The organism is Streptomyces sp. NPDC094143, assembly GCF_040303825.1.
Classification (GTDB): Bacteria; Actinomycetota; Actinomycetes; order Streptomycetales; family Streptomycetaceae; genus Streptomyces.
The window spans coordinates 1-25617 of record NZ_JBEOTZ010000005.1 but is presented as its reverse complement, the minus strand read 5'-3'; the positions used below and the strand labels follow the sequence as shown (position 1 = coordinate 25617).

Genomic DNA, 25617 nt, shown 5'->3' with positions numbered 1-25617 from the left:
GCCCAGGGCCGGACGCGGCCCCCGTCCGGCCTACGACCGCCCCCGTCCGGCCGGTGGCGGCGCCGGTCCGGGCGCGCCACTGCCGTGTCCGGCGCCGGGCACGGCTTCGCGGCACCCGCGCGGGAGTCGGCGGCGCGGGTGCGGTCGGGTGCCGTGCGGGTCGTCAGTCACGCAGGAGGCGGCGTGCCGTCAGCGCGAGGCTGATGTCGACCACGTCGAGCGGGCGGGCCAGGGAGCGGCCGATGAGCTGCTCGCAGCGGCGCAGCCGGTTCAGGACGGTGTTGCGGTGGCAGTACAGCCGTTCACCGGCGCGCTGGGCGGACCCCTCGGAGTCGAACCAGGCGACCAGGGTGTCCAGCAGGACGTCCCGGTCGGCGGGTTCCAGCCGCAGCAGCGGCCCGAGCACCCGCTCGGTGAGGGCCGCGCCGAGCTCCGGGCAGGAGATCACCAGGGCCTGGGGCAGGTGCTCGGCGAGCCTGACCGTGCCGCCCTCGGGCGGACAGAGGCCCAGCGCCAGGTCGGCCAGGCGCCGGGCCTCGCCGACCGAGGCCAGTCCCGTCACGGCGCCGCCGACGCCGATGCGGCATCCGGCGGTCGCGCCGTCGCCGGGCAGTTCGAGTACCGCCGCGGGGTCCCGGTCGTCCTGCCCGTCCACCGCCTCCCCGACCAGGACGATGCCGTAGTCCGCCTCCGCGCCCGGGTGCCAGTACGCGCTCGTGCCGGTGGCGCGGACGTGGGTCCGCAGTCCGGTGGGCCCCTGCGGCCGGACGCCGGCGACCGCGACGACGACGTACCGGCCGTGCTCCGGCAGGCCCAGTCCGTCGGCGGTCTCAGGCAGGTCGGCGATCCGGCTGGTGCCGTCCAGGAGGGCCGCCGCCAGCAGGCGCACCCGGTTCTCGCGCCGCCAGGCGAGCTGCCGTTCGGTCTGCCGGTAGGCGTCGGCCACCAGGGTGCAGTGCTCGTCGACGAAGTTCCAGACGTCGGTGGCCACGTGCACCAGCAGGCGGATGTCATCGGGTTCCGCGCGGGCGGTCTCCTCGACCAGCCGCTGCCACACCAGGGACCCGCCCAGCCGGAACGCGTGCAGCAGAGCGTCCAGCGGCAGCCCCTGCTCGGCCCGGGTGGCACCGATCCGCCAGGTGCAGCGGTGGGCGGCCTCGCGGGTGCCGCGCGGGTCGAGCAGCGAGGTCACGCTGTGCCGCAGGGAACGGTGGGTCTCCTGCCAGGTGGCGGCGTGGTCGTTGTCCAGCACGGTCCGGTACGCCGGTTCCTGCTCGCGCAGGATCACCAGCAGCCGGTCCGTCAGCTCCGGCAGCTCGTCGAGCAGGACGCGGGCCGCCCGGTGCAGGACGCGCAGCGCGTCGGCGTCGATCAGCGACCGGATCCGCCGTGTCCGCGGCTGCGGAACGGGCGCCGGCCCGGTGCGGAACGTCGTGCGTGTGCGTGCGGCAGGATGCATCGCGGTCCTCCCCCAACTTCGGCCTCCCGGCGGCGCCCGGCGCCGCCCGGGCACGGGGGCGTCCGGTGGGTGCGCTGCGCGGACGGCCCTCGTCACCCCTACGGTCCTGCTCCGAAGAATGGCATACCGTCCGGTCGGTCCCCAGAGGTGTGCGGCACTCTTCTCGACGGGGCCGGGGTGATCAGCGGGGGCTCAGCGGCTCTCCTGGTCGACCAGGCGGGCCAGTTCCACGCGGGAGCGCACGCCGAGCACGGCGAAGACGTTGCGCAGGTGGTAGTCGACCGTGCGGGTGCTGACGGCCAGCCGCTGGGCCACCTCCCGGTTGGTGGCGCCCTCGGCCACGTGGCGGGCGATGCGCAGTTGCTGGGGTGTCAGCCGGGCAAGCCCGCCGGCCTGGTCCGTCGCGGACGCGGCCCCGTTGGCGCGCAGCTCGCCGCGCGTCTGGTCGGCCCAGGCGCCGGCGCCGCAGCGCTCGAAGCCGACCAGGGCGGCCCCGAGCCGGGCACGGGCCTCCCGCAGCCGGCGGCGCCGCCGCAGCCACCTGCCGTACAGCAGCTCCGTGCGGGCGCGCTCGAAGTCGCCGCCCGAGTCGTCGTGCAGGGCGAGGGCGCGCAGGTAGAGGTCGTCGGCCTCGCCGTCGTCCGCGGCCAGCAGGGCGCGGCAGCGGGCGAGCTGGGCGGGCGCGTGCGGGTCGGCGCCGAAGGCCGCCCACTGGGCGAGGTCCGCGACGACCTCCCGGGCGTCCTCCGGCTGCCCGGCCAGCACCGCGGCCTCCACGAAGCAGGGCACGGCGAGCATCCAGACGGCGAAGTGCCCGCGCCGGGGGCCCGGTCCGACGAGCGGGCCGAGCCGGTCGGCGGCGTCCAGGGGGCGGCCGCGGGCCAGGTCCGCGCGGGCGATGGCCCACTCGGCCAGGGTCGCCGCCTGGGCCAGGCCATGGCGGCGGGCGGTGCGCAGGGCGGCAGCGGCGTATCCGGAGACGGCGGCGGTGTCGCCCTCGATCGAAGCGGCCAGGGCGAGCATCGCGTGATGGTTCGCGGCGGTGTTGCGCTGGCCGGCCGCCAGCGCCGCCCGCACGCCCTCCTCCGCGTGACCGCGCGCCTGCGCGTGGCGGCCGGCCCGCAGTTCGCCGTAGGCCAGGTACTCCAGGGCCCGCGCCTCGGACGCGGCGCACTCCGCGTTGCGGGCGGCCGCGAGGGCGCGGGCCCCGGCGGAACGGGCCGCGTGGACGTCCCCGAGCAGCAGGGCAGCCGCGGCGGCACGCAGCAGCCGCTCCGGCCGGCCGTCGGCCCACGCCCGCTCCAGCACCCGCCGCAACGGCCCGACGGCCTCCTCGGGCCGCCGGGCGAGCAGGGCGCGCATCCCGTCCCGGTAGTCCCGGACGACCGGATCCCGGGGCCATCCGGGACCGGGCCCGCCGACGACAGGCCCGAGCCCCATGCCGGCAGGCCCTTGCCCGCCACCGTACGGACCTGCTCCGTCGTTCTCCCCGCGGGCGGCGTCGAGGTTCGCGGCGCCGGGTCGTGGGGGCGGGTTCGTGGTGGCTCGTGTCAGTGGCGAGGCGTCGTCCCGGCCTGCGGAGGGTTCCGTCGGGACGGTGTCCGTGGCGGCGTGGCCGGAGGCCCGGCCCGCTGTGTCCGTGCCGTCGAGGGTGGCCAGGCAGGCCAGGACGTCGCCCGACGCCCACGCCGCGTCCGCGGCGAAGAGGCGTGCGGCCTCCGCCCCCTCCGGGGCGTCGGCGGCCAGCAGGGACGCGGCCAGCAGCAGGGACTCGCGGGCGTCCCCCACCGGCCCGTCGTACAACTGCCGTCGGCCGCGGGCGAGTTCGGCATGGCCGCGGGTCTCGGCGGCCGGGCGGGCGGCGTCCCGTCCGAGTGGGCTCCCCGCACGGAGAGCCGTGCGCACCCAGCTTCTGTCTCCCGTCACCCCAAGGAGGTTACTTGCGCGTAAGGAAGACCGGAAGGCTTACGTCCGCGCAGCGAGACGCCCACGGCCCCTCCGGCACCTGGGGGTTTGCCGCGGACGGCCGGGTGACCGCCGGATGACGCCCGGTGCACGGACTGTGCCCCGGCCCAACCACCGGCCGCCCCGGCCGTGCCCCGGCACCGCCCGGCAGTGGAACGGCACGACACGGCACGGCACCGGCGGCGGACGCGTCGACCGCGTCCGCCGCCGGTTCCCGTCGCCGCCGCGGCTCCGCCGCCCGGGCGAGGGACGGTCAGGAACCGTGCGGGCAGTTGCCCCGGTACTCCTCGATGGTCAGGCTCGGCCGGGGCAGCGGGCACAGGAACTGCTCGTAGCGGGTGTCGTTGTCGATGAACCGCTTGAGCCAGGAAATGCTGTACTTCGCGATCGTCGTGTTCGACGAGTTCGGCGTGAAGTGCGTCGCCGAGTTCAGCTCCAGGTAGGCCCGGTCCAGCGAGGAGGACAGGCTGGAGTAGAAGGGCTCGGCGTGGGAGGAGACCGGGGCGATGGTGTCGCCGTCGGCTCCGAAGATCAGCGTCGGCGTGGTCAGCTCGGGCCAGCTCTTGTCGAGGTTCCACGGCGTCAGCGGGATCGCCGCCTGCAGGGCCGGACGCGACTTGGCCGCCTCCAGACTGCCGCCGCCGCCCATCGAGTGGCCCATGACGCCGAGGCGGGAGGCGTCGACGCGCCCGCGCACCGAGCTGCGCTGGGTGAGGTAGTCCAGGGCGGCCAGCAGTTGCCGGCCGCGCGAGTCGGGCTGGTCGAGCGTGCTGAGCGTGTCGATCGTGAAGACCACGAAGCCCTGCGAGGCCAGGCGCGGTCCGAGCCAGGCGATGGACGACTCGTAGGCGGTGTAGCCGGGCGAGATGGCCACCGCGCCGAAGGTGCCGTCACTGGTGCTGGTCGGGTAGTAGATGGTGCCGCCGCCGAATCCGGTGACGGACAGCGAGGAGACGGACGTCTGCGACACGGCGTAGGGGCCGCGGCTCGCCTCGATGCTGGACGTGGTGGGGGCCGGGCCACGCTCGTAGGGGTTGTCGGCGGCGTGGGCACCCGGCGTGGTCAGGGGGCCCAGGCCGACGACGAACGCGAGCGTCGCCGCGGCCGCGGCCAGTCGACCGGTCCGGCGTCCGGCACGGCGCCCGAGGGAGCCACGGGATCCGGTACGGGGACCGGTGTGGGGGTGGAGGTGCACGACGAGTCGTCCTCTCTGTCGGTGCGGCTCGGCCCGTGCCGCGGGCACGCGTGACCTGGGGCGTCTGTCGCGTGCCCGCGGACCGGGCACCGCCGTTGGGCTGGCTGTGCCACTCTCGGGGACCGGGCACCGCTCGCGGACCGGCAATGTCACCGGTCTTGTGCGACCGGCACGCGGAAGGCCCTGCCGCGAGACCCTCGCGCGGACGCCCGGCGCCTCGACGGCCGGGCCGTGAACCGGGGGCCACGCACGCGGAGGCAAGGGCCGCGCACCAGGGACGGAGGCCGTTGCCCCCCGGAGGCAAGGGCCGTGCACGGTGAGAGCAGAGACCGTGCACGGGTGGGCAAGGCCCCTCGGCCTTCCGGGCCTAGCGTGGCCGCAGGTGGCCCGGCGGATCTTCGATGCCGGTACGGGCCGCCTCGCCGGAGACACCGGCGAGCGGAGAGTCTCAGGAGCTCGTATGTCCCACACCTTTGAGCCGGTCGAGCCGGTTCTGGAGCCGGCCGCGGCGGAGTTCGCCAAGGCGACCGCCAACCCGCCCTACCTGTTCGACCTGGCCCCGGCCGAGGGCCGCAAGGCCGTCGACGAGGTGCAGTCGGGCGACATCGCCAAGCCCGCCGTCGACGAGGAGTGGATCACCGTCTCCGGCGGTCCGACCGGCAGTGTCCGCGCCCGGATCGTCAGGCCGGCCGGCGCCGAGGGCACCCTGCCCGTCGTCCTCTACATCCACGGTGCCGGCTGGGTGTTCGGCAACGCCCACACCCACGACCGGCTGGTCCGCGAACTCGCCGTCGGCGCGAACGCGGCCGTGGTCTTCCCCGAGTACGACCTCTCCCCCGAGGCCCGTTACCCGGTCGCCGTCGAGCAGAACTACGCCGTCGCCCAGTGGGTCGTGGCCCAGGGCGCGTCCAAGGACCTGGACGGTGCGCGGCTGGCCGTGGGCGGCGACTCCGTCGGCGGCAACATGGCCGCGGCCCTGACCCTGATGGCCAAGGAGCGCGGTGATGTCGCGCCGGTCCAGCAGGTGCTCTTCTACCCGGTGACCGACGCGAGCTTCGACACCGGCTCCTACCACCAGTTCGCGACCGGCTACTTCCTGCGCCGCGACGGCATGCAGTGGTTCTGGGACCAGTACACGACCGACGAGGCCGAGCGGGCGCGGATCACCGTGTCGCCGCTGCGCGCCACCACCGAGCAGCTCACCGGCCTGCCCCCGGCCCTGGTCATCACCGCCGAGGCCGACGTGCTGCGCGACGAGGGCGAGGCCTACGCCGCCAGGCTCCGCGAGGCGGGCGTGCCCGTGACGGCCGTGCGCTATCAGGGCGTCATCCACGACTTCGTGATGCTGAACGCCCTGCGCGGCACCCACGCCGCCGACGCGGCCATCCGCCAGGCCTCCGCCGTGCTCCACGCGGCGCTGCACACCCGCTGACCCGGTCCCCTGACCCGACCGTTCCAAGGAGCACCGACATGGTCACCACCCCGACCGCCCTGCTCGTCCACGGCGCCTTCGCGGACGCCGGCAGCTGGTCCGGCGTCATCGCCGAGCTGCAGAACCACGGCATCCCCGTGGTGGCACCGCCCAACCCGCTGCGCGGCCTGGCGTCCGACGCCGCCTACATCGCCTCGCAGGCCGCCCAGATCGACGGCCCGGTCGTCCTGGTCGGCCACTCCTACGGGGGTGCCGTCATCTCCGTCGCCGGCACGACGGAGAACGTCGTGGGCCTGGTCTACGTCGCCGCCTACATACCGGAGCAGGGCGAGAGCCTGGGTGAGCTGCAGGGCCGTTTCCCGCTCTCGCCCCTGGCCGGCAGCCTGAAGGAGAAGACGTATCCCGTCGAGGGCGGAGAGGACGCGGTCGAGGTCACGATCGAGGCCGAGGCGTTCCCGGCGATCTTCGCCGCCGATGTGCCGCCGTCCGTCACCAAGGTCCTGGCGGTGGCCCAGCGCCCGCTGGCCGCCTCGACGTTCACGGAGACGGCGTCGGCCGCGGCGTGGCAGGACAAGCCGTCCTGGGCGCTCGTGGCCGGGGCGGACGAGGCGATCAACCCGGAGGTGGAGCGCTTCGGCGCCAAGCGGGCCGGTGCGACGGTCGTCGAGATCGACGGTGCCTCGCACGCCGTCGCTGTCTCCCGGCCGAAGGACGTGGCCGAACTGATCCGCGACGCGGTGCGCGCCACCACCTGAGCCGGCCGTGCCGTGGCGGCGCGAGGACCGAGTCAGCCGCAGTCGGTGCCGTACGCGCCGGTGAACGAGGAAGGTGCGGCTCAGGCGCTCGCGGGCCGGGGAGCGATGCCGTCGATCAGGTTGGAGACCAGGGCGACGACGAAGTCGTCCGTGACGGGCTCGTCCGGAATCAGCAGCCGGTGGTAGACGGCGCCCCAGAGCTGGTCGACGAGGACCTGGACGTCGACGTCGTCGCGGATCTGTCCCTGCTCCCGCGCGCGCAGCAGCCGCTCCCCCGCGAGCCGTCGCCGCCCGGAGGAGTACAGGGAGCGGAAGGCGGTGGCCAGGTCCTCGTCGGTCTGGGACTGGCCGATGAGCTCGGTCAGCACCCGGCCGGCCGGGGTGTGGGTCATCAGGTGCGCGAACGACCGGAGTTGACGTGTGAGGTCGGCGCGGATGTCACCGGTGTCCTCGAAGGCGAGGGTCTCCTCGACGGCGTGGAAGTAGCCGTCCAGGGCGAGGGCTCCCTTGGAGGGCCACCACTTGTACAGGGTCGTCTTGCTGACCCCGGACAGGCGGGCCACCCGCTCGAAGGTCAGATCGGCGATTCCCTCCTCGAAGAGCACCTCGCCGACCACGCGGAAGACGTCCGCGCGGACCTCGTCGGCCGGGCGGCGCCCGCGCCCGCGGGCCGGGCGCTCGGCGGCGCCCGCGGCCTGCTTCGTCACGTCGTCTCTCCCTCGCTCGTTCCCGGACCGGTCGCCCGTTCCGGGATCGATCGCTCGTTCCGGGGCGATCAGTCTAGGAAGCCGCGCGGTGATCGCGCGGTCCGGGCTCCGGTTCACGTCGCCGGGCAGGGGCTCCGGCTCCTCGACGTGGAGAAGCTCGCCGAAGCCGAAGCGGGTCCTCGTGCTGGCGCAAGCGCCGAGATGGGCCTGCCGAGCGGTGCCCGGGTCAGACCAGGCCGCCGTTGACGTAGAGGACCTGGCCGTTCACCCAGCGGGCGGGTCCGGCGAGGAAGGCGACCGACTCGGCGATGTCGCGCGGTTCGCCCAGCCGCTCCAGCGGCGTGGCCTTGGCGAAGGCGGCGACGGCGGCCTCGTCCTTGCCCTCGAGGAAGAGCGGGGTGGCGACCGGGCCGGGTGCGACGGTGTTGACGGTGATGTCCTTGCCGCGCAGCTCGCGGGCGAGGATCAGCGTGATGCTCTGCGCGGCGGCCTTGCTGGCGACGTACGCCCCGTAGGCGGGCAGCTGCGTGCGGGTGACCGACGTGGACACGTTGATGATCGCGCCACCGCTGCGCACCCGGCGGGCGGCCTGCTGGGCGACGACGAAGGTGCCGCGGATGTTGGTGCGGTGCATCCGGTCCAGGTCGTCCAGGTCCAGCTCGGCGATGGGCGCGAGCACCATGATCCCGGCGGTGTTGATCACCACGTCGATCCCGCCGAAGGCCGTCTCGGCGGTGTCGAACGCGGCTTGCATCTCGTGCTCGTCGGCCACGTCGCCACGGACGGCGACGGCCCGGCCGCCGGAGGCGGTGATCTCCTCGACGAGGGCCTCGGCCCTGGCCTTGTTTCCGGCGTAGTGCACGGCGACGGCGAAGCCGTCGGCGGCGAGCCGCTCGACGACGGCCCTGCCGATGCCGCCGGAGCCGCCGGTGACGAGCGCGACTCGGGGCGAGGTGCCGGAGGCGCTGGGCGTGCTGGTCATGGCTTTCTCCTCCGCGATAAGTGGACGCTGCGTCCATATAAGCAATATATGGACGTGGCGTCCACTTCTTGCGGAGTGATTTTTCAGGGCCCCCGGCGAGGCGTGGTCGTCAGCGGCCGTGCACGCCGACCTCGTGGAGCGAGTAGCCCCAGCCGGTGCCGCGGGCGAGCCCCTGGACGCGGACGTATCTGGCCGGTGCGGCGGTGAACCGCGCGGTGTCCAGCCCGCCGTCGCCCGCCGTCGTGGACCAGGCGGCGCGCCAGGTGGTGCCGTCGGTGGACAGCTCGACGCGGTACGCCTTCGCGTACGCGCGCTCCCAGTCGAGGGTGACCCGCCCGACGGTCTGCGGCGAACCGAGGTCGAGCCGGTACCACTGGTCGTCGCTCCAGTCGCTCGCCCAGCGGGTGCGGCGGTCGCCGTCGACGGCCCGGTGCGGCTGGTAGCTCGTGAACGGGCTCCCTTCGGAGGAACTGGCCGACGCGGCGGCGCCGGCGGCGAGATCGGCCGCGGGCTCATGGCTCTCGGAGGCGCCCCACGTGTCGAGGTAGGACTCCGCGCCGCGCATCAGGTCGTCCACCACGTCCTGGCCGCCGACCCGGCGGATGTCCTCGATCCAGTCCGGGACCAGGCCGTAGTGGGCGGCCCCGTCGGTGTTCAGGTCCCAGGTGCGCTCGCCCGTGGTCTGCCGGTCGACGACGGAGCCGCCGTCGGCGCTCGGGAAGGGGTAGACGACCTTGTCGGGAGCGTCCGCTCCGCGCGGCGCGGGCCAGCCGCCGACGCCGTTCATGTCGGTGCCGTAGCCGTAGCCCACCCCGTACTTGTCGCGCAGGGCCTCGGTACGCCTGGCCTCGGCGACGAAGCCCTCGGAGCCGTGCATGTACTGGGCGATGAAACCGCCCAGCCCGTAGACGCGTTCGGTCCACTCCGCGTCCATCCAGCTGTGCGAGGAGAGGACGCCGGGATAGGAGGCGCCCTCGAAGAGGTCGAGCACCCGGCCGGTGGCCTTGACGCTCATGTGGTCGATCTCCAGCATCATCCCGCGCCGCATCATGCCGCGTACGGCGTACTCGCCGAGTTCGGTCAGGCCGCGGACGTTGCACCGGGCGTCCGCGCCGTAGCCGGGGACCTCCACGCCCGCCGGGAGCTTCGCCTCGGCCCCGGCCGCCGCCGCGTTGCCGATGGGGTTGTCGGCCTGGGGCCCGGTGCACTTCTCCGTCTTCCAGAAGGTGCCGGTCGACAGGAACTGGCCGACGTTGACGGCCGTTCCGAGACTGCCGGAGTCGAAGCGCACACCGCACAGCGCGTTGTCGAACTTGTGGCACAGGAACATGCTCCGCACGCCCAGCGCGTACAGCTCGTCCAGCCCCTTGTCGATGTCGGCCCTGCTGCACTGCGCGACGTCGAGGATCTGCTTGCAGCCGAACGGCTCGGAGGTCTCGACGCCCAGGACCACCGCCAGCTTGCCCTGCTCGATGACCTCACGGGCCCGGGCGCTGTCGGTGACGATCCGGAAGAAGCCCTTCCCGGGTCCGCCGTAGATCTTGTCGATGTAGGCCTGCATGTCGTACGTCAGCCTGGCCTGGAGCCGGATGGACGTCATCTCGTCGCAGCCGCGGTCCTTGAAGAAGTACACGGAACAGATCACGCCGTTGGTGACGAGGTCGTTGACCAGCACGCGTTGCCCGCCGCGCCAGGCCCGCTCCACCCAGGCGTAGTAGTTCTGCTGGTGGGTCAGGGAGTCGTGGGCCGGCCAGTCCTTGAAGGCGGGCCAGCCGACCGGGTCGTGCTTGCCGTCTCCCCCGCGCGTGATGAAGTCGAAGATCGCGAGGGAGCCGTCCGGGTAGTGCTCGGGACAGTCCTTGAGCGCGTCCGCGACGCCCTGCTCGGAGAAAGGCTTTCCGCAGATCAGGCGCCCGCCGAAGGCCTCGTTTGCGAAGATGTGGTCGTGCGCGTCGACGAAGCCGCGCACCTCGCCGCGGGCGTCGGTACCGGTGAACGGCTCCCCCGTGACGTTGATCCGCGAGTCCGGCGCGGGCCGCGCGGTGGGATTCCACCAGTCGGTCCCGGCCGCCGAGCTCGGCGTCGGGCCCAGTGCGACGGCCAGCACGAGCAGCAGGAGCGACACGACGGTCAGGTTCTTGCGGGTGCGGTACGGGCGTTCGGCTCTGGTCACAGCCCATGTCCCTCGGTCAGCGGGAGGCGAGGCCGCGTCGGAGCACAGCGCCACCTGTTTGTCATGACCTCGCCCAAGGTGTGACGAGGATCACCCCTCCCGCTGCACGAGTCAATACGCCGGAACGCACGAGCTACTGACAGGTAATCACTTCGGTCCGCAAGGTGACGCGGTTCCTGGCCGCCTTCATCCCGCTGATCGGCTCGCCGATCGCCCTGGCGGCGGCGGCCGTGGTGGCCCCGGCCTCGAAGGGACCGCTGATCGCCCTGGTGGTCGTGGCGCTGATCGTGGTCATCGGACAGATCGAGGGGCACGTGCTGCATCCCCTCGTGATGAGCCGGGCCGTCCGGCTGCACCCGGTGGTGGTCGCCCTCGCGGTCGTCGGCGGGGCGGTCGCGGCCGGCGTCATCGGCGCCGTGGTGGCCGTACCGCTGGTGGCCGTGGTCTGGTCGGTGTGCCAGGCGCTGCGGGAGCCGAGCACCTGACACACCGGTCCGCCCGCCGCCGGCTTCCCGCCCCCGGCGGGGTGGTGAGGAGCCTCCCGCGTGGCGTGCGGCTTCCGTGCCCCGCCCGCCGACATGGCTCTCACCCGGCTGCTCTAGGCTCATGGGCGACAAGCTCCCCAGGAGGACCGTTGTACGACAATGAGCGGGCCGACCGCCCCGGAAGCCGCGGAGAACACCAAATCCAGCGGGAGCTGGGCACCACCGACCGCGCCGACCGGTTCTACGACCAGCAGGTGCTGGACCGGCTCAACCCGCGGATGCAGCAGTTCGTGGCCCGCCAGGAGATGTTCTTCCTCGCCACCGCGGACGCCAACGGAGAGTGCGACAACACCTTCCGGGCCGGCCCGGCCGGTTTTCTCCACGTCCTCGACGACACCACGCTGGCCTACCCCGAGTACCGCGGGAACGGCGTCATGGCCTCCCTCGGCAACATCCGGGAGAACCCGCACGTGGGCCTGTTGATGATCGACTTCGCCACGGACCGGATCGGGCTGCACGTCAACGGCCGGGCCGAACTCGTCCCCGACGAGGCCATGCGCCGCAGCCACCCCGGCCGTCTCGCAGTCGACCCCGTGCCCGGGCGCCGCCCCCAGGTCTGGGTCCGGGTGGAGGTCGAGGAGGCGTACGTCCACTGCTCGAAACACATACCCCGGCTCGTCCCGGCCCAGCGGCGGCGCAGCACCGGCGAGGAGCAGGCCTGGGGCACGGACGACGTCCGGCGCAAGGGCGGCGACTACTTCGGGGCGGCCCAGCGGGCGGCGGAGCGGGCCGCTCAGCGGCTCACAGGTCGAACTCCAGGTGTTCCACGTCCGTGAACTCCACCAGCAGCCCCTGGGCCCGGCGGCCGCGGTCCCGGAAGTAGATCTCCTGCAGTCCCTCCGCCGCGATGTCCCGCAACTGCCGCTCGCTGCGGCCCGCCTCCCTCGCCTCGAACAGCCGGGCCGCGTACTCGGGGGGCAGGGCAACCGTCAGGTGGCGCAGGCGTGCGTCGTCGGTCGTGCCCGGGGCCGCCGTGTAGCCGAACCTGGCGCGGGTGTCGAGGACGAGGCCGGCCTCCGTGGTCGCGGTCCTCCTGGCCTTGGCCCGCACCCTCGGCTGCCAGCGCCGGGTGACCTCGCGCTCCAGGCGCCGGGCCAGCTCCGGGCGGGGGTGCCGCAATTGGTCCCTGACATACCGCTCCACCGTGCGGCGGGAGACGCCGAGCAACCGGGCGACCGGGCCCGTCCCCTTCAACTGCCTTACCAGGAACCGCATCCTCGCACCCGCGCTGCGCGGGATCGGGCGGGTGAACGCCTTCTGCAGTGCGGCATCGAGGCTGTCCCCGACCCTGTCCATCGGCCTGCCCCACCTACTCGTCGTCACCGGCGGTGACCTCGCCGGTCTTGATGTAGCGGGCGAGGTTCAGGTCCTCGCCGTGCTTCTCGCGCATCTCCTCGGCCCACAGTGTGGTCTGCGTGCCCTCATGCTTGACCATGCCGGGTGAGACCCCCAGGCGGAAGGAGCCGGGGACCGTCCTGCCGTCGGCATCGTAGGGCAGGACGTCCAGCGGCGACGGGCCGTCGGCGGCGTAGACCGCGCAGTCCGACAGGACCGCCGCCGGGTAGCGGCCGGTCGCGGCGGCGAGGTGGAGCATCTTGCGGTGCATGTTGACGCGGGCCCGGGAGATGACGGCCGCGCGGATGTCGGGCCGCCACGTCGGACGGGACAGGGCCGGCCAGGCCTGGCCGGGCTTCCAGCCGCCGCCCCGCGCGCGTTCCCTGAGCTTGCCGATGCCGCCCTTGACGGTGGACTTGACGGCGTCCAGGACCATCGCCATCTCCGGATCGCGCTGCCGGTGGCCGTCCATCGCCTCCAGGAACCGCTGCGGCGGCAGCTTCTCGGCCACGCCCAGGTCACCCATGGTGGTGACGTAGGCGTCGCGCAGGCGCTTGTACCAGCCGTCCAGATACCTGCCCTTCTCCTCGCGGATCCAGGCCTCCAGCGGGGCCACGGCGTAGCCGAGCTCCACCGCGTAGGCCACCGTCGGCGTGGCGTACCAGGCAGGGCCCGTGGGGCGCTCACCGGTGGGGGTGAACGGGCTGGGCAGCAACTCGCCGCGCAGACGCTGCCACCGGCCCCCGAGCAGGACGTGCGAGAGGTCGAGCCGCTCGGCGTCCGACAGCCGCAGCGGGAGGCCGTACCGCCGGGCCGCCGCCTCGGTGAGGACGAGCAGCGGGTCGGCGCCCCAGCCGCAGCCGTGCAGTCTGGGGGCCCCGAGGTGTGCTTCCCGCAGCGTCCATTCGACGAGGGCGGGGAGCGACTTGGCGGGTACGTCCAGGATCAAGCCGCCGACGCCGTGGCCGGTGACGCGGCCTTCGGCGTCCGCGTCGAGGACCAGCAAGGGGCCGTCCTCGAACCGGCGGTCGGTGCCGGTTCGCGGGGAGTCCGCCGTTCGGGGCGCGTCCGCGTCCGCGTCGGCGCGGCGGGGGCGGGTGCCGCGGCGGCGGGCGCTGCGGCGTCGGGTTCTCGGAGAGCGGACGCTGGGGCCGCGGGCGCTACGGCCTCGGGCTCTCGGGGGGCGGACGCTGGGGCCGCGGGCGCTACGGCCTCGGGCTCTCGGGGGGCGGACGGGGCGGCCGACGTGGAGTGCGGCTCGTCTGCGGAGTGCGCTGCCGGGGCCGTGGCGGCAGGGGAAGGCTCCGGCTCGGGTGTCGTGGTCGCCGTCGAGGGGACCGGGGCAGGGGCCGGGTCCTGATCTGCACCGAGCCATGGCCGAGGGAGCCGCCGCTGCTCGGTGCCGGGACCGCGGCCACCGCCAGCGCCGACACTCCCCCGGCCGCGAGCGCGACGCGTCCGGGGGCCGCGGCCGGGCGCAGTCCCCAGGCGGTGAGCAGGTGGCAGGCGCCGAGGACGACGAACGCGGCCGTCATCACCCAGTAGCCCGAGTCTCCGGGTGCCGCCAGCACGCTGATGGTCTGGGCGGCCGGGTCGTACGGGGAGCTCTGGAGCGATGCCCCCACCAGCCAGCCCAGGGTCAGGGCGACCGGGGCGCATCCCGACGCAAGAAGGGCCCATTTCGGCACAGATCGCACATGCGGCACCAGGGCACCGTAAAGCGGCGTCGCCGTGTTCTCGCGGGACGGCCGCGCCTCGCGTGGCGTAGTCGCGCGGTCCGCCGCGCCGGTGGGGGGCGCAGGATGGAAGCGTGCGGATGCCGCCGGCCGCACCGGCCCCCTCCCGGCGGTGCCGCCCCGGCCCCTCGCGGCGAAAGGTGACCGGTCATGGAGCTCACGCTGGTGGTGCTGATCATCGTCGTGGGACTGACGTTCGACTTCACCAACGGCTTCCACGACGCCGCCAACGCGATCGCCACCTCGATCTCCACCCGGGCCCTGACGCCGCGGGTGGCGCTGGCGATGGCGGCGGTGATGAACTTCCTCGGCGCCTTCCTGGGCACGGAGGTCGCCCAGACCGTGGGCAAGGGGATCATCGGGGCACCCGAGGACGTCTCGGGCCTGCTGCTCGTCCTGTGCGCACTGCTCGGCGCCATCGGCTGGAACGTCTTCACCTGGTGGCGGGGGCTTCCCACGTCGTCCTCGCACGCCCTCATCGGCGGGCTGGTCGGCGCCGCGCTGGCCGCGTCGGCGACGGTGCACTGGTCGGGCATCCTGGACAAGGTCGTCCTCCCGATGCTGCTGTCCCCGCTGGTCGGTGTGGCACTCGGGTACCTGCTCCACACCGCCATCCTGTGGGTCTTCCGCCGTGCCGCACCCCGGCGCACCACGCGGCGCTTCCGCATGGCGCAGACCGTCTCGGCCGCCGCGATGGGGCTGGGGCACGGGCTGCAGGACGCGCAGAAGACCATGGGCGTCATCGTGCTGGCCCTGGTCACGGCGGGCTGGCAGGACGACTTCTCCGTGCCGGTGTGGGTGATCGTCGCCGTCGCGCTCGCCATGGCGGCCGGTACCTACAGCGGTGGGCGGCGCATCATCACCACCCTGGGGCGGCGGATCGTGCACCTCGACCCGCCGCGCGGTTTCGCCGCGGAGACCGCCGCGGCGGCCGTTCTCTACACCACGGCGTTCCTCGTGAAGGCGCCGATCTCCACGACACAGACGATCACCGCGGCCATCCTCGGTGCCGGTGCCACCCGGCGGGCCTCGGCCGTACGCTGGCAGGTGGCCCGTTCCATCGGCACCGCCTGGGTGCTCACCTTCCCCGGCGCCGGGATTCCCGCCGCCGCGCTCTATCTCTTCCTGCACGCCGTCACCGGCGTGTGATGCCGGCCGGAGGCCGTCATGAGCCCTTCCCCCGTTCCTCCTTCGTCCGCGCCGTCGGGCGGCCAAGTGCCCGGTGGCCTCCCGCCGCCCGGTCGCTTCGCCCATCTGCATCCGGACGACGGGGCCTGTCTGATGGAGGCCGCCGCCCTGCTGGCCGGTGACCGGTTCACCGACAGTCCCGCCGGCACGCATCCGGTGCTGGCGGCTCTGGCCCGCGCGGTCAACGACAGCGTGGGCGACCCCGCCCGGCTCGCCCTGTGGCCGCTGGCCGCCGAGCTCGCCGACGCCCGGCCCGGGGAGCGGGCGTACGCGCCGCTGCTGGTCGCGATGGCGGTGGACGCGGCCCGGCGGGTCCGCCCCTCCTCCCGGGCCCTGTCACGGCACGGCCGTGCGTGCCGCCGCAGAGCGGAGCGCCTGACCCTCTCCCCCACGGCCGGTCCCGCGGGCCGTCTCGCCGATCTGCTGTGGTGGCGCGGCCCGGGGAGCCGGTGTCTCGACCGCGCCGTGCGGGTGCTGGGCGCCGCGCCCGACGCCGATCAGCGGCTGTCCGAACTGCTGCGGCAGGCGGTGGCCATGGCTCACGAGTCATCGCCGAACCATCGGCCTGAGCGGACCCGGCGGCCTAGGGTGGGCGCATGACCGGGGTGGAGGTGCTGGAACTGCTCGTGTCGCCCGCGCACCGGCTGGCCGGCCGGCCCGCGGACGGGCCAGCTCCCGGGCCGGACGACGAGCGGGTCGGCCGGGTGGAGGTACGCGACGGACTCGGACTGGTCGGCGACCGCTACTACGCGCGGCCCGCGCACCGGAACGCGGCGGTGACCATGATGGCCGCGGAGAACCTCCCGGCCGGTGCCGACCTCCGGCACACCCGCCGGAACATCCTGCTCCGGGGCGTCGACATCGACGCCTACCTCGGCGCGACGATCTCCCTCGACTGCGGCACCGGGCCGGTGCTGTTCGCGGTGAAGCGTCCGGCCCGGCCCTGCGCCTGGATGGACGTCACCGTCGGCCCCGGCGCACAGCGCGCCCTGCGCGGCCGGGGCGGGGTACGGTGCACGCCCCTGAGCGACGGCCTGCTCGCGGTCGGTCCGGCGGCCTTCCGGGTCGTGGCCGGGCCCGGCACCGCGCCCTGAGGATCCGGGCGGTCAGCCGGCCCCCGGTGCCGTGCGGATGGCGGCGATGTCGAACTGCAGGCGCACCTTCTCGCTCACCATCGCGCCGCCCTCGGCGAGCCTGCTGTTGTACGTCAGGCCCCAGTCCGAGCGGTTGATGGTCGTGGTGCCGTCGAACCCGACCCGCTCGTAGCCGAACGGGTCGGTGACATGCCCGATGTAGGTCATCTCGAGTACGACGGGCCGGGAAATTCCCTTGATGGTGAGCTCACCCGACATGCGATAGAGATCAGGGCCCGCCTGTTCCACGCCGGTGCTCGTGAAGTGCATCCGCGGATAGGTCGCGACGTCGAGGAAGTCACGCCCCACCAGGTGGGCGTCGCGCTGTTCCACACCGGTGTCGACACTGGCGGTGAACAGGGTGATGTCGGCCCGCGACCGGGTCGGGTCGTGGGCGTCGAAGTAGAGCCGGCTCTCGTACTCCAGGAAACAACCGCGCACGGTGGTCACCATCGCGTGCCGGACCGAGAAGCCGATCCTGCTGTGCGCGGGGTCGACGACCCATTCACCGGTCAGATTCGCCAGGCCGGGATCGGGCAGGACGCCGGTGGGGGAAGCGCCGGCGCGGCGCTGTGGGGGGACGGCGGGCGCCTGCCGCCGGGACGGCACGACACGGTTGAACAGGTTCATGATTCATCTAGGTACTTGAGTTTGGTTATGGCCGCAAGTCCCCTTCCGTTTTGCCGGTGGCGGAGACGAGCCTTCGGGTCATTTCGCCGCCGCTTCACACAGAATCCACACACGAGGTTCGCGGCACACCACCTGAATATCCATATCCATCCGAAACACCGGGTTTTTTCATTTCGGTCATGTCGGGGAATCGGCCGGCGTCTGCTCGATCGCCAGGTCGTTGTCGACGGTGTAGTAGGGGCGCAGGACGGAATGCTCTGCGCTGAGCGCCGGAAAGACGTGGACGTGCTTGCGGTCCGCCACGTCGTCGAGGAGACGGCCGATCCTGACCGGCGGCGCGTCGGCGGCCGGCCGGACGAAGGCGTCCCAGACGCGGCCGGTGTGCGCGGCGGTCCCCGCCAGGTCGCCGGCGCCGACCGTGAAGGAGAAGCCGCGTCCGTCGCCGTCGATCCGGGGGCGCACCTCGTGGACGGTGCCGGTGCCCCGCAGGCGCAGCCACACCATGGCGGTCTCGTGGAGGCCGGCGCCGTGCAGCCGGGCGGCCACCGTGATCCCCCGGTCCGCGAGGTCGAGGGCGAGGGCCTCGGCGTGGGTGGCGCGCAGCCACGTCCGCAGGGCGAGGAAGCCGTCCTTGGTGACGTACGGGACCCGGACGGCGACCGGCGAGGTGCGGTCGCGCAGGTGCCCGTCGACGAGCGCGCGCAGGTCCCGCAGGCCGGGGCGCAGCCGCTGCCGTGCCGCTTTCGGTTCCGGCAGCAGGTACAGGTCCCAGCGGCCCTCCGCCAGTGCCGGGTGCGGTTCCAGCACGGCATGCGGACGGCCGTCGGCCGCGCCGGGTTCCAGGTCGAGGTGGTGCAGGGTCCGCTCGGGGCCGCCTTTCGCGGGGCGCAGGCGCAGCAGCAGGCGAGGGCGGGCGGCGGCCGTGAGCGCCGGGAGCCGGAAGGTGATCCGGCCGTTCGTGTCGACCGCGCAGTCGGTGCGGGGGGCGGTGTCCTGGCGGGTGCTCATCGTCGGCCCTTCCGTATCGCGCGCAGAGCGCCGGCGGCAGCGGCGTGGGCCGTGTCGCGGGCGGCGTGGACCCGCCCGGTCAGCGGGCTGCCGGTCCGGGAGGTCCCGGGAGCGGGGCACCGGCCCGTGCGCGCCGCGACCGCCTCGTCGAGAATGCGCTCGGCCTGGGCGACGACCGGCCCCGGGGCGAAGCGGTGCGCGTTCCGCAGGGCGGCGGCGCCCATACCGCGGCGCAGTTCGTCGTCGCCGACGAGGTGCAGCAGGGCCGCGGCGAGGGCGTCCCCGTCCCCGACCGGGACCAGCCGGCCGTCGGTCCCGTCCTGGATGATCTCGCCGGGGCCGTAGGGGCAGTCGGTGCTGACGACGGGCAGGCCGCAGCGCATCGCCTCGACGATCGTCATGCCGAACGGCTCGAAGTCCGACGCGGCCGCGCCGATCGAGGCCTTGACCCACTCGGCCTCCATGGGTGTGGCGGCGCCCATCAGGAACACGTTGTTCCACAGGCCGAGCCGCTCGATGAGCGCGCGCAGCGCGGGCTGCTCCTCGCCCTTGCCGTAGATGCGCAGCTGCCAGTCGGGGTAGGCGGCCGCGACCTGGGCGAAGGCCTCGATCAGCAGGTCGTAGCGCTTCACGCGGACCAGGCGCCCGGCGGCGACGACGATCTTCGCGGTGCCGTCGGCGGGAGGCAGCACCGGGTCGGGGACGCTGTTCGGCAGCGCCTCGACGTGGACGCCGGGCAGCCACATCGTGCGCCGGTAGGCGGTGGCGTCCGCTTCCGTGACGGTGGTGATCACGTCCAGGCGGCGGTAGGCGCGGCGCAGGACGGTGCGCAGCCGCGGCGAGTGGTTGTCCAGGGTGAGGTGCTCCTGGCCGACGCGTACGACGTGCTGCGGGGCCTGGCGGGCGATGTGCACGTTGAGGCCGGGGCGGGTGCCGATGACGACGTCGGCGTCGAGGGCCGCCAGGTGCTCGCCGATGCGCTGGTCGGTCAGCTCGCTGTACTGGTGGTGGCGGTATTCGGCGGCCGGGAAGATCTTCGCCGGTCTCTGGTGCAGGGGATGATCCGCCTCCTTGCGCAGGTCCACCAGCGCCCGCAGCCGCACTCGTGCGTCGGGGGTGAGATGGGGGTGTTCCCGGTGGCGTAAGACGGAGACGATCTCGACGTCGTGCCGTTCGGCGAGCGCTCCGGCCAGGTTGAACGTGGTGGTGATCGTGCCTCCGATTCCGTAGGCGTTGTGAATCAGGAAAGAGATCTTCATGGTGGCGTAGACGGTGCCGGCCGTCGGACAGTTGTTCGCCGTTACCACTCTGTGGCCCTGTGTGGCGGGCCGACCCGGACCAGCCGATTCCGTAATGATCTCGGGCATAAGTGGTCTGGGCCATAGTGCCGGACTGCCGGAGTGTGCGTAGCTTGATCTGTTTGCCCGCAGCAGCGTCGTGTCACGGGTGCACCGTCCTCGTCGACCTCCAGGAGAGCCATGCGCCCCCGAATAACCTCGCACCGGAAGTCCCCGCCGCCCCTCGCCCTGGCCGGCGGCGCGCTGGCCGTGGGCGTGGGCGGCCTGTACCTCGCCGGTCTGCTGCTGACGGGCGGGGAGATCGACGCCGGGACGACCGTGCGCGGGGTGGAGATCGGGGGCCTGAGCCGCGCGGAGGCCGTGCGGAAGCTGGAGGGGCGGCTGGACGCGTCCGGGACGCGGGCGCTCCCGGTGAAGGTCGGCGACCGCACGGGCACGGTCGACCCGGGGCGCGCCGGACTCTCCTACGACATCGGGGCGACCGTCGACCGCGCCACCCGCACCGGCGTCGATCCGCTCAGCGTGTTCGGCGGGCTGTTCCGCTCAGGCGGTGTCCTGGAGCCGGTCGTACGCGTCGACGAGAGCCGGGCCCGGGCCGCCCTCGGGCAGCTGGGGCTGGACCGCGAGGTCCGGGAGGGTGCCGTCCGCTTCGACGGCGGGCGCGTCGTGCAGGCCGCGCCGCGCACCGGCTACGCGCTGGACGTGCCGGCCGCGGTCGATCCGCTGCGCGCCGCGTTCCTGCGCGGCGACGCCGCCGCGGTGACGGCCCTGCCGGTGCGCGAGACCCGGCCGAGGGTGACGGCCGAGGAGGTGCGGCGCGCGGTGCGCGCCTTCGCGGAACCGGCCGTCTCGGGCCCCGTCACCCTCACCGCGGCCGGCCGGCGGATCACGGTCGGCCCCGACGTCCTGGGCGAGCACCTGTCCCTGAGGCCGGACGAGGACGGCACGCTCGAACCGCGGCTGGACGCCGGGGCCCTGCGGGACGACCCCGCGGTGGCCGGACCGCTGAACGAGATCACCACCACCGCGCGGAACGCCACGCTGCGGCCCGACGGCGCCGGAGTCGCCGTCGCCGAGGACGCCGTTCCCGGCCGGGAGATCACCGACAAGGCGCTCGGCAAGGCGGTGCTGCCCCTGCTCACCCGGACGGGCACGGCCCGCACCGGCCCGGTCGACGTACGCACGATCCGGCCCGGGATCACCCGCGAGAACGCCGCGCGGCTGGGGCTGACCGAGACGATGTCCTCCTTCACGGTCCACTTCGAACCGGCCGAGTACCGCACGAAGAACATCGGCCGGGCGGTGGAACTCATCAACGGCTCCCTGGTGCGACCGGACGAGACGTGGAGCTTCAACCGGACCGTCGGCGAACGCACGAAGGCGAACGGCTTCGTCGAGGGCGTCATCATCCTCGACGACCAGTTCACGAAGGCCTCCGGCGGCGGGGTCTCCGCCGTGGCGACGACCGTGTACAACGCGCTGTTCTTCGCCGGGGTCGAGCCCGTCGAGCACGGCGCGCACTCCTTCTACATCGAGCGCTACCCGGAGGGCCGCGAGGCGACGGTGGCCTGGGGGAGCCTGGACCTGCGCTTCACCAACGACTCCGGCAAGGCGATCTACATCCGGGCGGAGTCCACGGACACCTCCGTGACCGTCTCCTTCCTCGGCACCAAGAAGTACGACGAGATCAAGTCGGTCAAGGGCCCGCGCACCGAGGTGAAGAAGCCGGCGAAGAAGGTGAGCGACGACAAGGAGTGCGTCCCCCAGACGCCGCTGGAGGGGTTCGACGTCACGGTGGAGCGGGTCTTCTACGACGACGGCCGGGAGGTGCGGCGCGAGCCGTACCGCACCCACTACACGCCGCGTGACGAGATCGTCTGCGAGTGATCGGCCCGCCGGTCACCCGGCCTCACAATTCTCCCTCCGGTCCGAGCCGTTGACCCGTCCCTGGGGCGCCAGCACAATGAGCGCGCTGATTGAGAGCGCTCTCAAAGGGAGATCCATGACTGGCAGACAAGGCCCGGCGCTCAGCCGGCGTTCGCTCCTCGGTGCCGGACTCGGGGCCGCCGCCATCGCCGCGGCCGGCTCCGGGCCGGCCCGCGCGGCCGGTTCCGCCGGCACCCGCCCGGGCTCGGCCCCGGCCCGCGCGCAGGCCTTCCTCGCCGCCGCCATGGACGCCTACCCGGACCACGGGGAGCTCCGCCTGACCCAGAGCTACACCGACCAGGCCGGCCTGTTCAGCACCGCCTTCACCTACGACAACGCCCTGGCCGTCCTGGCCCACCTCGCGACCCGGACCGCGGACGGCCTGACCAGGGCCACCGCCCTGGGCGACGCCCTGCTCCACGCCCAGCTGCACGACCCGGCGTACGACGACGGCAGGCTCCGGCAGGCCTACAACGTCGGGCCGTACACCTTCTACGACGGTTCCCCGCAGCCCGACGGCTTCGTGCGGCCGGACGGGACCGTCAACGTCGGCACGCAGTTCGGTTTCACCGGTACGGCCGTGGGTGACATGGCCTGGGCCGGCATCGCGCTGAGCGCCCTGGCCCGCCGCACCCGGGCGCGCCGCTTCCTCACGGGTGCCGTGCGGATCGGCGAGTGGATCGAGCGGACCGGCCGGACCGACGAACCGCTCGGCGGCTACAAGTTCGGCGTGGACGGGGCGAACCAGCGGCTGCCGTTCACCTCCACCGAGCACAACACGGACCTGGTCTGCCTCTTCGGCCGCCTGGCCCGGCTCACCGGTGACCGGGTGTGGCACGAACGGCGCACGCGGGCCGAGGCGTTCGTACGGCGGATGTGGGAGCCGGACGGGGGCTTCTTCTACACCGGCACGAACGACGGGGTGACGGTGAACAAGTCGCCGGTCCCGGAGGACACCCAGACCTGGACGCACCTCGCCCTGGGCTCCCGCACGCGCGGCTACGCCCGTTCCCTGGACTGGGCCGCTGCCGAGCTGGCCGTCGTCGACCACTCGGGACGCCCGAACAGCACGGTGCCGGCGGGTCAGAGGTACGAGGGGGTCACGTTCAGCTCGGCCAGCCTGGTGGCGGACGAGGACGCGCCGATCGCCGCGGGGCAGCCCAAGCCGGACCGCAACGGGGTGTGGTTCGAGGGGACGGCCCATCTCGCCCTCGCCCTGCGGGACCGCGGCGCCCGCGGCGACGAGGCCCGGGCCCGGCGGCTGCTCGGCTCGATCGAGGCCGCCCAGGACCTGCTGGGAGGCGGTCAGACCGTCGGCGGCCGGGCGCTGCCCGAGCGCGCGGGGGTGGTGTCCGCGAGCAGTCCGCTGGACACGGGATTCGGCTTCGGTTACTACCCGTACCGGCACACCGGGGCGACCGCCTGGTACCTGATGGCGGCGGCGCGGTACAACCCGCTGCGGGTCTGACGCGGCGGCCCGGTCGCCGTCGCGTGCGGCGGACCGGGCACGGTGTCAGGCGAGGCGGTGCACCCTCTGGTCGGTCAGTTCGTAGCGGGCGCCGACGATCGCGAGCCGGCCGGTGCTGATCCGGGCGGCGAGGTCGGGCTCCGCCACCAGTTCGGAGCGGACCAGCCGGACGTTGGCGTCGACGGTCGCGTCGATGCGCGCGTCACCCTCCTTGCCGTGGTCTATGGCGGGGGTGATCCGGTCGGCCAGGTACTGGATGTGCGCGGGCAGCCGGCCTCCCGACTCCTCGGCCTCGACGGCGGCCCGCACGGCGCCGCACGACTGGTGCCCCAGCACGACGACCAGGGGTATGCCGAGTTCCAGCACGCCGTAGGCCACGCTGCCGAGGACGGCCTCGTCGAGGACCTCGCCGGCGGTGCGGACGGTCATCAGGTCACCCAGGCCCTGGTCGAAGACCAGCTCCGGGGGCACGCGCGAGTCGATGCAGCCGAGGACGACCGCGAAGGGGTGCTGCGCCGTGGTCAGGGTCTGCCGTACGGCGGGCGTCTCGTGCGGGTGGCGTTCCCGGTAGGTGCGCCAGCGGCGGTTGCCCTCGGCCAGTTCCCGCCAGGCCTCGCCCGGGGTGCCGGGCCGCGGGGGCGTGCCCCGGGTGGCGGCGGTGGCCGGGCGGGCGGTGGCGAGGCCCGTGCCGAGGGCGGCGGCACCGGTCAGCGCGGTGCGCAGGAGGGTGCGGCGGACGGGGCCGCCGGTGGTCGGCCGTGGCCCGGCGAAGGGGTGCGGTGCACGGCCGGCGCCTCTGTGGGCAGCGGAATCAGTGTTCACGGCCAGAACGTATGCCCGAATCCGGGCTTGGGCGCGTTCCTTGCCGTTTCATGGTGAGAGTTGGGTAAGTGATGTTCTTGCCTTGAACGGTTTTTGACGATGTCTCAGGCAACGCGGGACGCCCCGGGCCGGCCGGCCCGGGGCGTCCTGTCGTGCGCGGTGATCAGGCGGCGATCAGACGAGGTCGAACCGGTCCAGGTTCATGACCTTGACCCACGCCGCGACGAAGTCCTTGACGAACTTCTCCTTGGCGTCGTCGCTCGCGTAGACCTCGGCCAGGGCCCGCAGCTCGGAGTTCGAGCCGAAGACCAGGTCGGCGCGGGAACCGGCCCACTTGACCTCGCCGGTGGCCGCGTCGCGGCCCTCGAAGGTGGTCTGGTCCTCGGACGTCGACTTCCACGTGATGCCCAGGTCGAGCAGGTTGACGAAGAAGTCGTTGGTGAGCGAGCCGGGCGTCTTGGTGAACACGCCGAGCTGGGACTGCTGGTAGTTGGCGCCCAGCACCCGCAGGCCGCCGACCAGGACGGTCATCTCGGGGGCGCTCAGCGTGAGCAGGTTCGCCCGGTCGAGCAGCAGGTACTCGGCCGGCAGGCGGTTGCCCTTGCCGAGGTAGTTGCGGAACCCGTCGGCGGTCGGCTCCAGCGCCTCGAAGGACTCGGCGTCGGTGTGCTCCTCCGTCGCGTCCACACGGCCCGCGGTGAAGGGGACCTCGACCTGGTAGCCGGCTTCCTTGGCGGCCTTCTCGACGGCGGCGGAGCCACCGAGCACGATCAGGTCGGCCAGCGAGACCCTCTTGGCACCGGCGCCGGAGTTGAACTCCCGCTGGATGCCCTCCAGGACGCGCAGGACCTGGGCCAGCTCGTCGGGCTCGTTGACCTCCCAGCCGCGCTGCGGCTCCAGGCGGATGCGGGCGCCGTTGGCACCGCCGCGCTTGTCGCTGCCGCGGAAGGTGGAGGCCGACGCCCACGCGGTGGACACCAGCTGAGAGACGCTCAGACCCGACTCCAGGAGCTTGGTCTTGAGAACCTTGATGTCCTCGGCGTCGATGGGCTCGCCCTCGGCCTCCGGCAGCGGGTCCTGCCAGATCAGGGTCTCCTCCGGGACCTCCGGGCCGAGGTACAGCGACTTCGGGCCCATGTCACGGTGGGTCAGCTTGAACCAGGCACGGGCGAAGGCGTCCGCGAACTGGTCGGGGTTCTCGTAGAACCGGCGCGAGATCGGCTCGTAGATCGGGTCGAAGCGCAGCGCCAGGTCGGTGGTGAGCATCTTCGGGCGGTGCTTCTTCGACGGGTCGTGCGCGTCCGGCACGATCTCCGGGGCGTCCTTGGCGACCCACTGGTGGGCGCCGGCCGGGCTCTGCTCCAGCTCGTACTCGAACTCGAAGAGGTTCTTGAAGAAGCCGTTGCTCCACTGGGTGGGCGTGCTGGTCCAGGTGACCTCGAGGCCGGAGGTGATGGCGTCGCCGCCCTTGCCCGTGCCGTAGGTGCTCCGCCAGCCCAGGCCCTGCTCCTCCATGGAGGCGGCCTCGGGGTCGGCGCCGACGTGGTCGGCCGGGCCGGCGCCGTGCGTCTTGCCGAAGGTGTGGCCGCCGGCGATGAGGGCGACGGTCTCCTCGTCGTTCATCGCCATGCGGCGGAACGTCTCACGGATGTCGCGGGCCGCGGCCAGCGGGTCCGGGTTGCCGTTCGGGCCCTCGGGGTTGACGTAGATGAGGCCCATCTGGACCGCGCCGAGCGGGTTCTCCAGCTCGCGGTCGCCCGAGTAGCGCTTGTCGTCGAGCCAGGTCGTCTCGGGGCCCCAGTAGACGTCCTCCTCGGGCTCCCAGACGTCCTTGCGGCCGCCGGCGAAGCCGAAGGTCTC

At 73.4% G+C, this 25617-nt stretch carries 19 protein-coding genes and 5 pseudogenes; 9 read left to right on the top strand and 15 right to left on the bottom strand.

Translation table 11 applies throughout. The features are described 5' to 3' along the window. Positions 1-163: 163 nt before the first annotated feature. The 3 genes and pseudogenes from ABTZ58_RS08160 to bdeA all read right to left on the bottom strand — a co-directional run bounded on the left by ABTZ58_RS08160 (position 164) and on the right by bdeA (position 4619). Complete coding sequence (locus ABTZ58_RS08160) at positions 164-1459, bottom strand: RsbRD N-terminal domain-containing protein (RefSeq protein ID WP_351351930.1); 1296 nt, start codon at positions 1457-1459, stop codon at positions 164-166. A 192-nt stretch (positions 1460-1651) separates the two neighbouring features. Beyond that, positions 1652-3298, bottom strand: a pseudogene (locus ABTZ58_RS08155) (LuxR C-terminal-related transcriptional regulator); the annotation flags it as partial. A gap of 379 nt (positions 3299-3677) precedes the next feature. Then, positions 3678-4619 (bottom strand): bis(hydroxyethyl) terephthalate hydrolase, encoded by a 942-nt coding sequence (gene bdeA, locus ABTZ58_RS08150; protein ID WP_502996028.1) that lies wholly within the window; start codon positions 4617-4619, stop codon positions 3678-3680. 460 nt (positions 4620-5079) lie between these two features. Between bdeA and ABTZ58_RS08145 the strand changes: the two genes are divergently transcribed. Next, complete coding sequence (locus ABTZ58_RS08145; RefSeq protein ID WP_351351927.1) at positions 5080-6051, top strand: alpha/beta hydrolase; 972 nt, start codon at positions 5080-5082, stop codon at positions 6049-6051. Between the two features lie 38 nt (positions 6052-6089). Then, positions 6090-6806 carry an alpha/beta fold hydrolase gene (locus ABTZ58_RS08140; protein ID WP_351351924.1) on the top strand — a complete coding sequence of 239 codons (717 nt, stop codon included), beginning with the start codon at positions 6090-6092 and terminating at the stop codon, positions 6804-6806. An 80-nt stretch (positions 6807-6886) separates the two neighbouring features. Here the strand turns inward: ABTZ58_RS08140 and ABTZ58_RS08135 are convergent, their stop codons facing one another. The 3 genes from ABTZ58_RS08135 to ABTZ58_RS08125 all read right to left on the bottom strand — a co-directional run bounded on the left by ABTZ58_RS08135 (position 6887) and on the right by ABTZ58_RS08125 (position 10668). Beyond that, positions 6887-7513: a TetR/AcrR family transcriptional regulator gene (locus ABTZ58_RS08135; protein WP_351351921.1), complete on the bottom strand. Its 627-nt coding sequence runs from the start codon at positions 7511-7513 to the stop codon at positions 6887-6889. 226 nt (positions 7514-7739) lie between these two features. Next, the gene (locus ABTZ58_RS08130) at positions 7740-8495 is read right to left on the bottom strand and encodes an SDR family oxidoreductase (RefSeq protein ID WP_351351918.1); all 756 of its coding nucleotides are present in this window, start codon (positions 8493-8495) and stop codon (positions 7740-7742) included. A gap of 109 nt (positions 8496-8604) precedes the next feature. Continuing rightward, on the bottom strand, positions 8605-10668 hold the full coding sequence (locus tag ABTZ58_RS08125) for a galactose-binding domain-containing protein (protein ID WP_351351915.1): 2064 nt from the start codon (positions 10666-10668) through the stop codon (positions 8605-8607). 173 nt (positions 10669-10841) lie between these two features. On the opposite strand from ABTZ58_RS08125, the pseudogene ABTZ58_RS08120 reads away from it, so the two are divergent. Then, positions 10842-11153 (top strand): annotated as a pseudogene (locus ABTZ58_RS08120) (AI-2E family transporter); the annotation flags it as partial. Between the two features lie 149 nt (positions 11154-11302). After that, on the top strand, positions 11303-11989 hold the full coding sequence (locus ABTZ58_RS08115) for a pyridoxamine 5'-phosphate oxidase family protein (RefSeq protein ID WP_351351912.1): 687 nt from the start codon (positions 11303-11305) through the stop codon (positions 11987-11989). Here ABTZ58_RS08115 and tpg read toward each other — a convergent pair. The 4 genes and pseudogenes from tpg to ABTZ58_RS08100 form a co-directional block, all read right to left on the bottom strand. Then, positions 11955-12509, bottom strand: a complete 555-nt coding sequence (tpg, locus tag ABTZ58_RS08110; RefSeq protein ID WP_351351909.1) for a telomere-protecting terminal protein Tpg — start codon at positions 12507-12509, stop codon at positions 11955-11957. The two genes, ABTZ58_RS08115 and tpg, sit on opposite strands and share 35 nt — an antisense overlap. A gap of 13 nt (positions 12510-12522) precedes the next feature. Continuing rightward, a pseudogene (locus tag ABTZ58_RS08105) lies at positions 12523-13320 on the bottom strand (telomere-associated protein Tap); the annotation flags it as partial. Between the two features lie 54 nt (positions 13321-13374). After that, a pseudogene (locus ABTZ58_RS40130) lies at positions 13375-13923 on the bottom strand (DUF8841 domain-containing protein); the annotation flags it as partial. Then, positions 13907-14245 (bottom strand): annotated as a pseudogene (locus ABTZ58_RS08100) (DUF998 domain-containing protein); the annotation flags it as partial. The pseudogenes ABTZ58_RS40130 and ABTZ58_RS08100, both read right to left, overlap by 17 nt. 189 nt (positions 14246-14434) lie before the next feature. Here ABTZ58_RS08100 and ABTZ58_RS08095 point away from each other — a divergent pair. The 3 genes from ABTZ58_RS08095 (at position 14435) to ABTZ58_RS08085 (ending at position 16566) form a co-directional block, all read left to right on the top strand. Then, the gene (locus tag ABTZ58_RS08095) at positions 14435-15433 is read left to right on the top strand and encodes an inorganic phosphate transporter (RefSeq protein ID WP_351351906.1); all 999 of its coding nucleotides are present in this window, start codon (positions 14435-14437) and stop codon (positions 15431-15433) included. Between the two features lie 66 nt (positions 15434-15499). Continuing rightward, complete coding sequence (locus ABTZ58_RS08090) at positions 15500-16072, top strand: hypothetical protein (protein ID WP_351351903.1); 573 nt, start codon at positions 15500-15502, stop codon at positions 16070-16072. After that, entirely contained in the window at positions 16069-16566 is a 498-nt protein-coding gene (locus ABTZ58_RS08085; RefSeq protein WP_351351900.1) for a molybdenum cofactor biosysynthesis protein, read from the top strand. Before ABTZ58_RS08090 ends, ABTZ58_RS08085 begins: the two co-directional genes overlap by 4 nt. Positions 16567-16578: 12 nt before the next feature. On the opposite strand, the gene ABTZ58_RS08080 is transcribed toward ABTZ58_RS08085, so the two are convergent. From ABTZ58_RS08080 to ABTZ58_RS08070, 3 genes are all read right to left on the bottom strand, one after another. Next, entirely contained in the window at positions 16579-17235 is a 657-nt protein-coding gene (locus tag ABTZ58_RS08080) for a YceI family protein (protein ID WP_351351897.1), read from the bottom strand. Between the two features lie 177 nt (positions 17236-17412). Beyond that, positions 17413-18243 (bottom strand): transferase, encoded by an 831-nt coding sequence (locus ABTZ58_RS08075; RefSeq protein ID WP_351351894.1) that lies wholly within the window; start codon positions 18241-18243, stop codon positions 17413-17415. Next, the gene (locus tag ABTZ58_RS08070) at positions 18240-19502 is read right to left on the bottom strand and encodes a glycosyltransferase family 4 protein (protein ID WP_351351891.1); all 1263 of its coding nucleotides are present in this window, start codon (positions 19500-19502) and stop codon (positions 18240-18242) included. The genes ABTZ58_RS08075 and ABTZ58_RS08070 overlap by 4 nt, the downstream gene beginning before the upstream one ends. Positions 19503-19721: 219 nt before the next feature. Here ABTZ58_RS08070 and ABTZ58_RS08065 point away from each other — a divergent pair, with 219 nt between their 5' ends. Further along, on the top strand, positions 19722-21428 hold the full coding sequence (locus ABTZ58_RS08065; RefSeq protein ID WP_351351888.1) for a VanW family protein: 1707 nt from the start codon (positions 19722-19724) through the stop codon (positions 21426-21428). Positions 21429-21543: 115 nt separating this feature from the next. Beyond that, positions 21544-22935, top strand: a complete 1392-nt coding sequence (locus tag ABTZ58_RS08060) for a Tat pathway signal sequence domain protein (RefSeq protein WP_351351885.1) — start codon at positions 21544-21546, stop codon at positions 22933-22935. A gap of 45 nt (positions 22936-22980) precedes the next feature. Here ABTZ58_RS08060 and ABTZ58_RS08055 read toward each other — a convergent pair whose 3' ends face one another. Continuing rightward, a complete protein-coding gene (locus tag ABTZ58_RS08055; RefSeq protein ID WP_351351882.1) occupies positions 22981-23757 on the bottom strand; it encodes a carbonic anhydrase in 777 nt (258 codons plus the stop codon). Between the two features lie 174 nt (positions 23758-23931). Then, a partial coding sequence (gene katG, locus ABTZ58_RS08050) for a catalase/peroxidase HPI (protein WP_351351879.1) occupies positions 23932-25617 on the bottom strand: 1686 nt, incomplete at its 5' end.

Bases quoted from the DNA above. Each gene is read 5' to 3' on its own strand.
- ABTZ58_RS08160 (WP_351351930.1), bottom strand. From the start codon at position 1,459: ATGCATCCTGCCGCACGCACACGCACGACGTTCCGCACCGGGCCGGCG.
- ABTZ58_RS08145 (WP_351351927.1), top strand. From the start codon at position 5,080: ATGTCCCACACCTTTGAGCCGGTCGAGCCGGTTCTGGAGCCGGCCGCG.
- ABTZ58_RS08140 (WP_351351924.1), top strand. From the start codon at position 6,090: ATGGTCACCACCCCGACCGCCCTGCTCGTCCACGGCGCCTTCGCGGAC.
- ABTZ58_RS08130 (WP_351351918.1), bottom strand. From the start codon at position 8,495: ATGACCAGCACGCCCAGCGCCTCCGGCACCTCGCCCCGAGTCGCGCTC.
- tpg (WP_351351909.1), bottom strand. From the start codon at position 12,509: ATGGACAGGGTCGGGGACAGCCTCGATGCCGCACTGCAGAAGGCGTTC.
- ABTZ58_RS08095 (WP_351351906.1), top strand. From the start codon at position 14,435: ATGGAGCTCACGCTGGTGGTGCTGATCATCGTCGTGGGACTGACGTTC.
- ABTZ58_RS08085 (WP_351351900.1), top strand. From the start codon at position 16,069: ATGACCGGGGTGGAGGTGCTGGAACTGCTCGTGTCGCCCGCGCACCGG.
- ABTZ58_RS08080 (WP_351351897.1), bottom strand. From the start codon at position 17,235: ATGAACCTGTTCAACCGTGTCGTGCCGTCCCGGCGGCAGGCGCCCGCC.
- ABTZ58_RS08075 (WP_351351894.1), bottom strand. From the start codon at position 18,243: ATGAGCACCCGCCAGGACACCGCCCCCCGCACCGACTGCGCGGTCGAC.
- ABTZ58_RS08070 (WP_351351891.1), bottom strand. From the start codon at position 19,502: ATGAAGATCTCTTTCCTGATTCACAACGCCTACGGAATCGGAGGCACG.
- ABTZ58_RS08065 (WP_351351888.1), top strand. From the start codon at position 19,722: ATGCGCCCCCGAATAACCTCGCACCGGAAGTCCCCGCCGCCCCTCGCC.
- ABTZ58_RS08060 (WP_351351885.1), top strand. From the start codon at position 21,544: ATGACTGGCAGACAAGGCCCGGCGCTCAGCCGGCGTTCGCTCCTCGGT.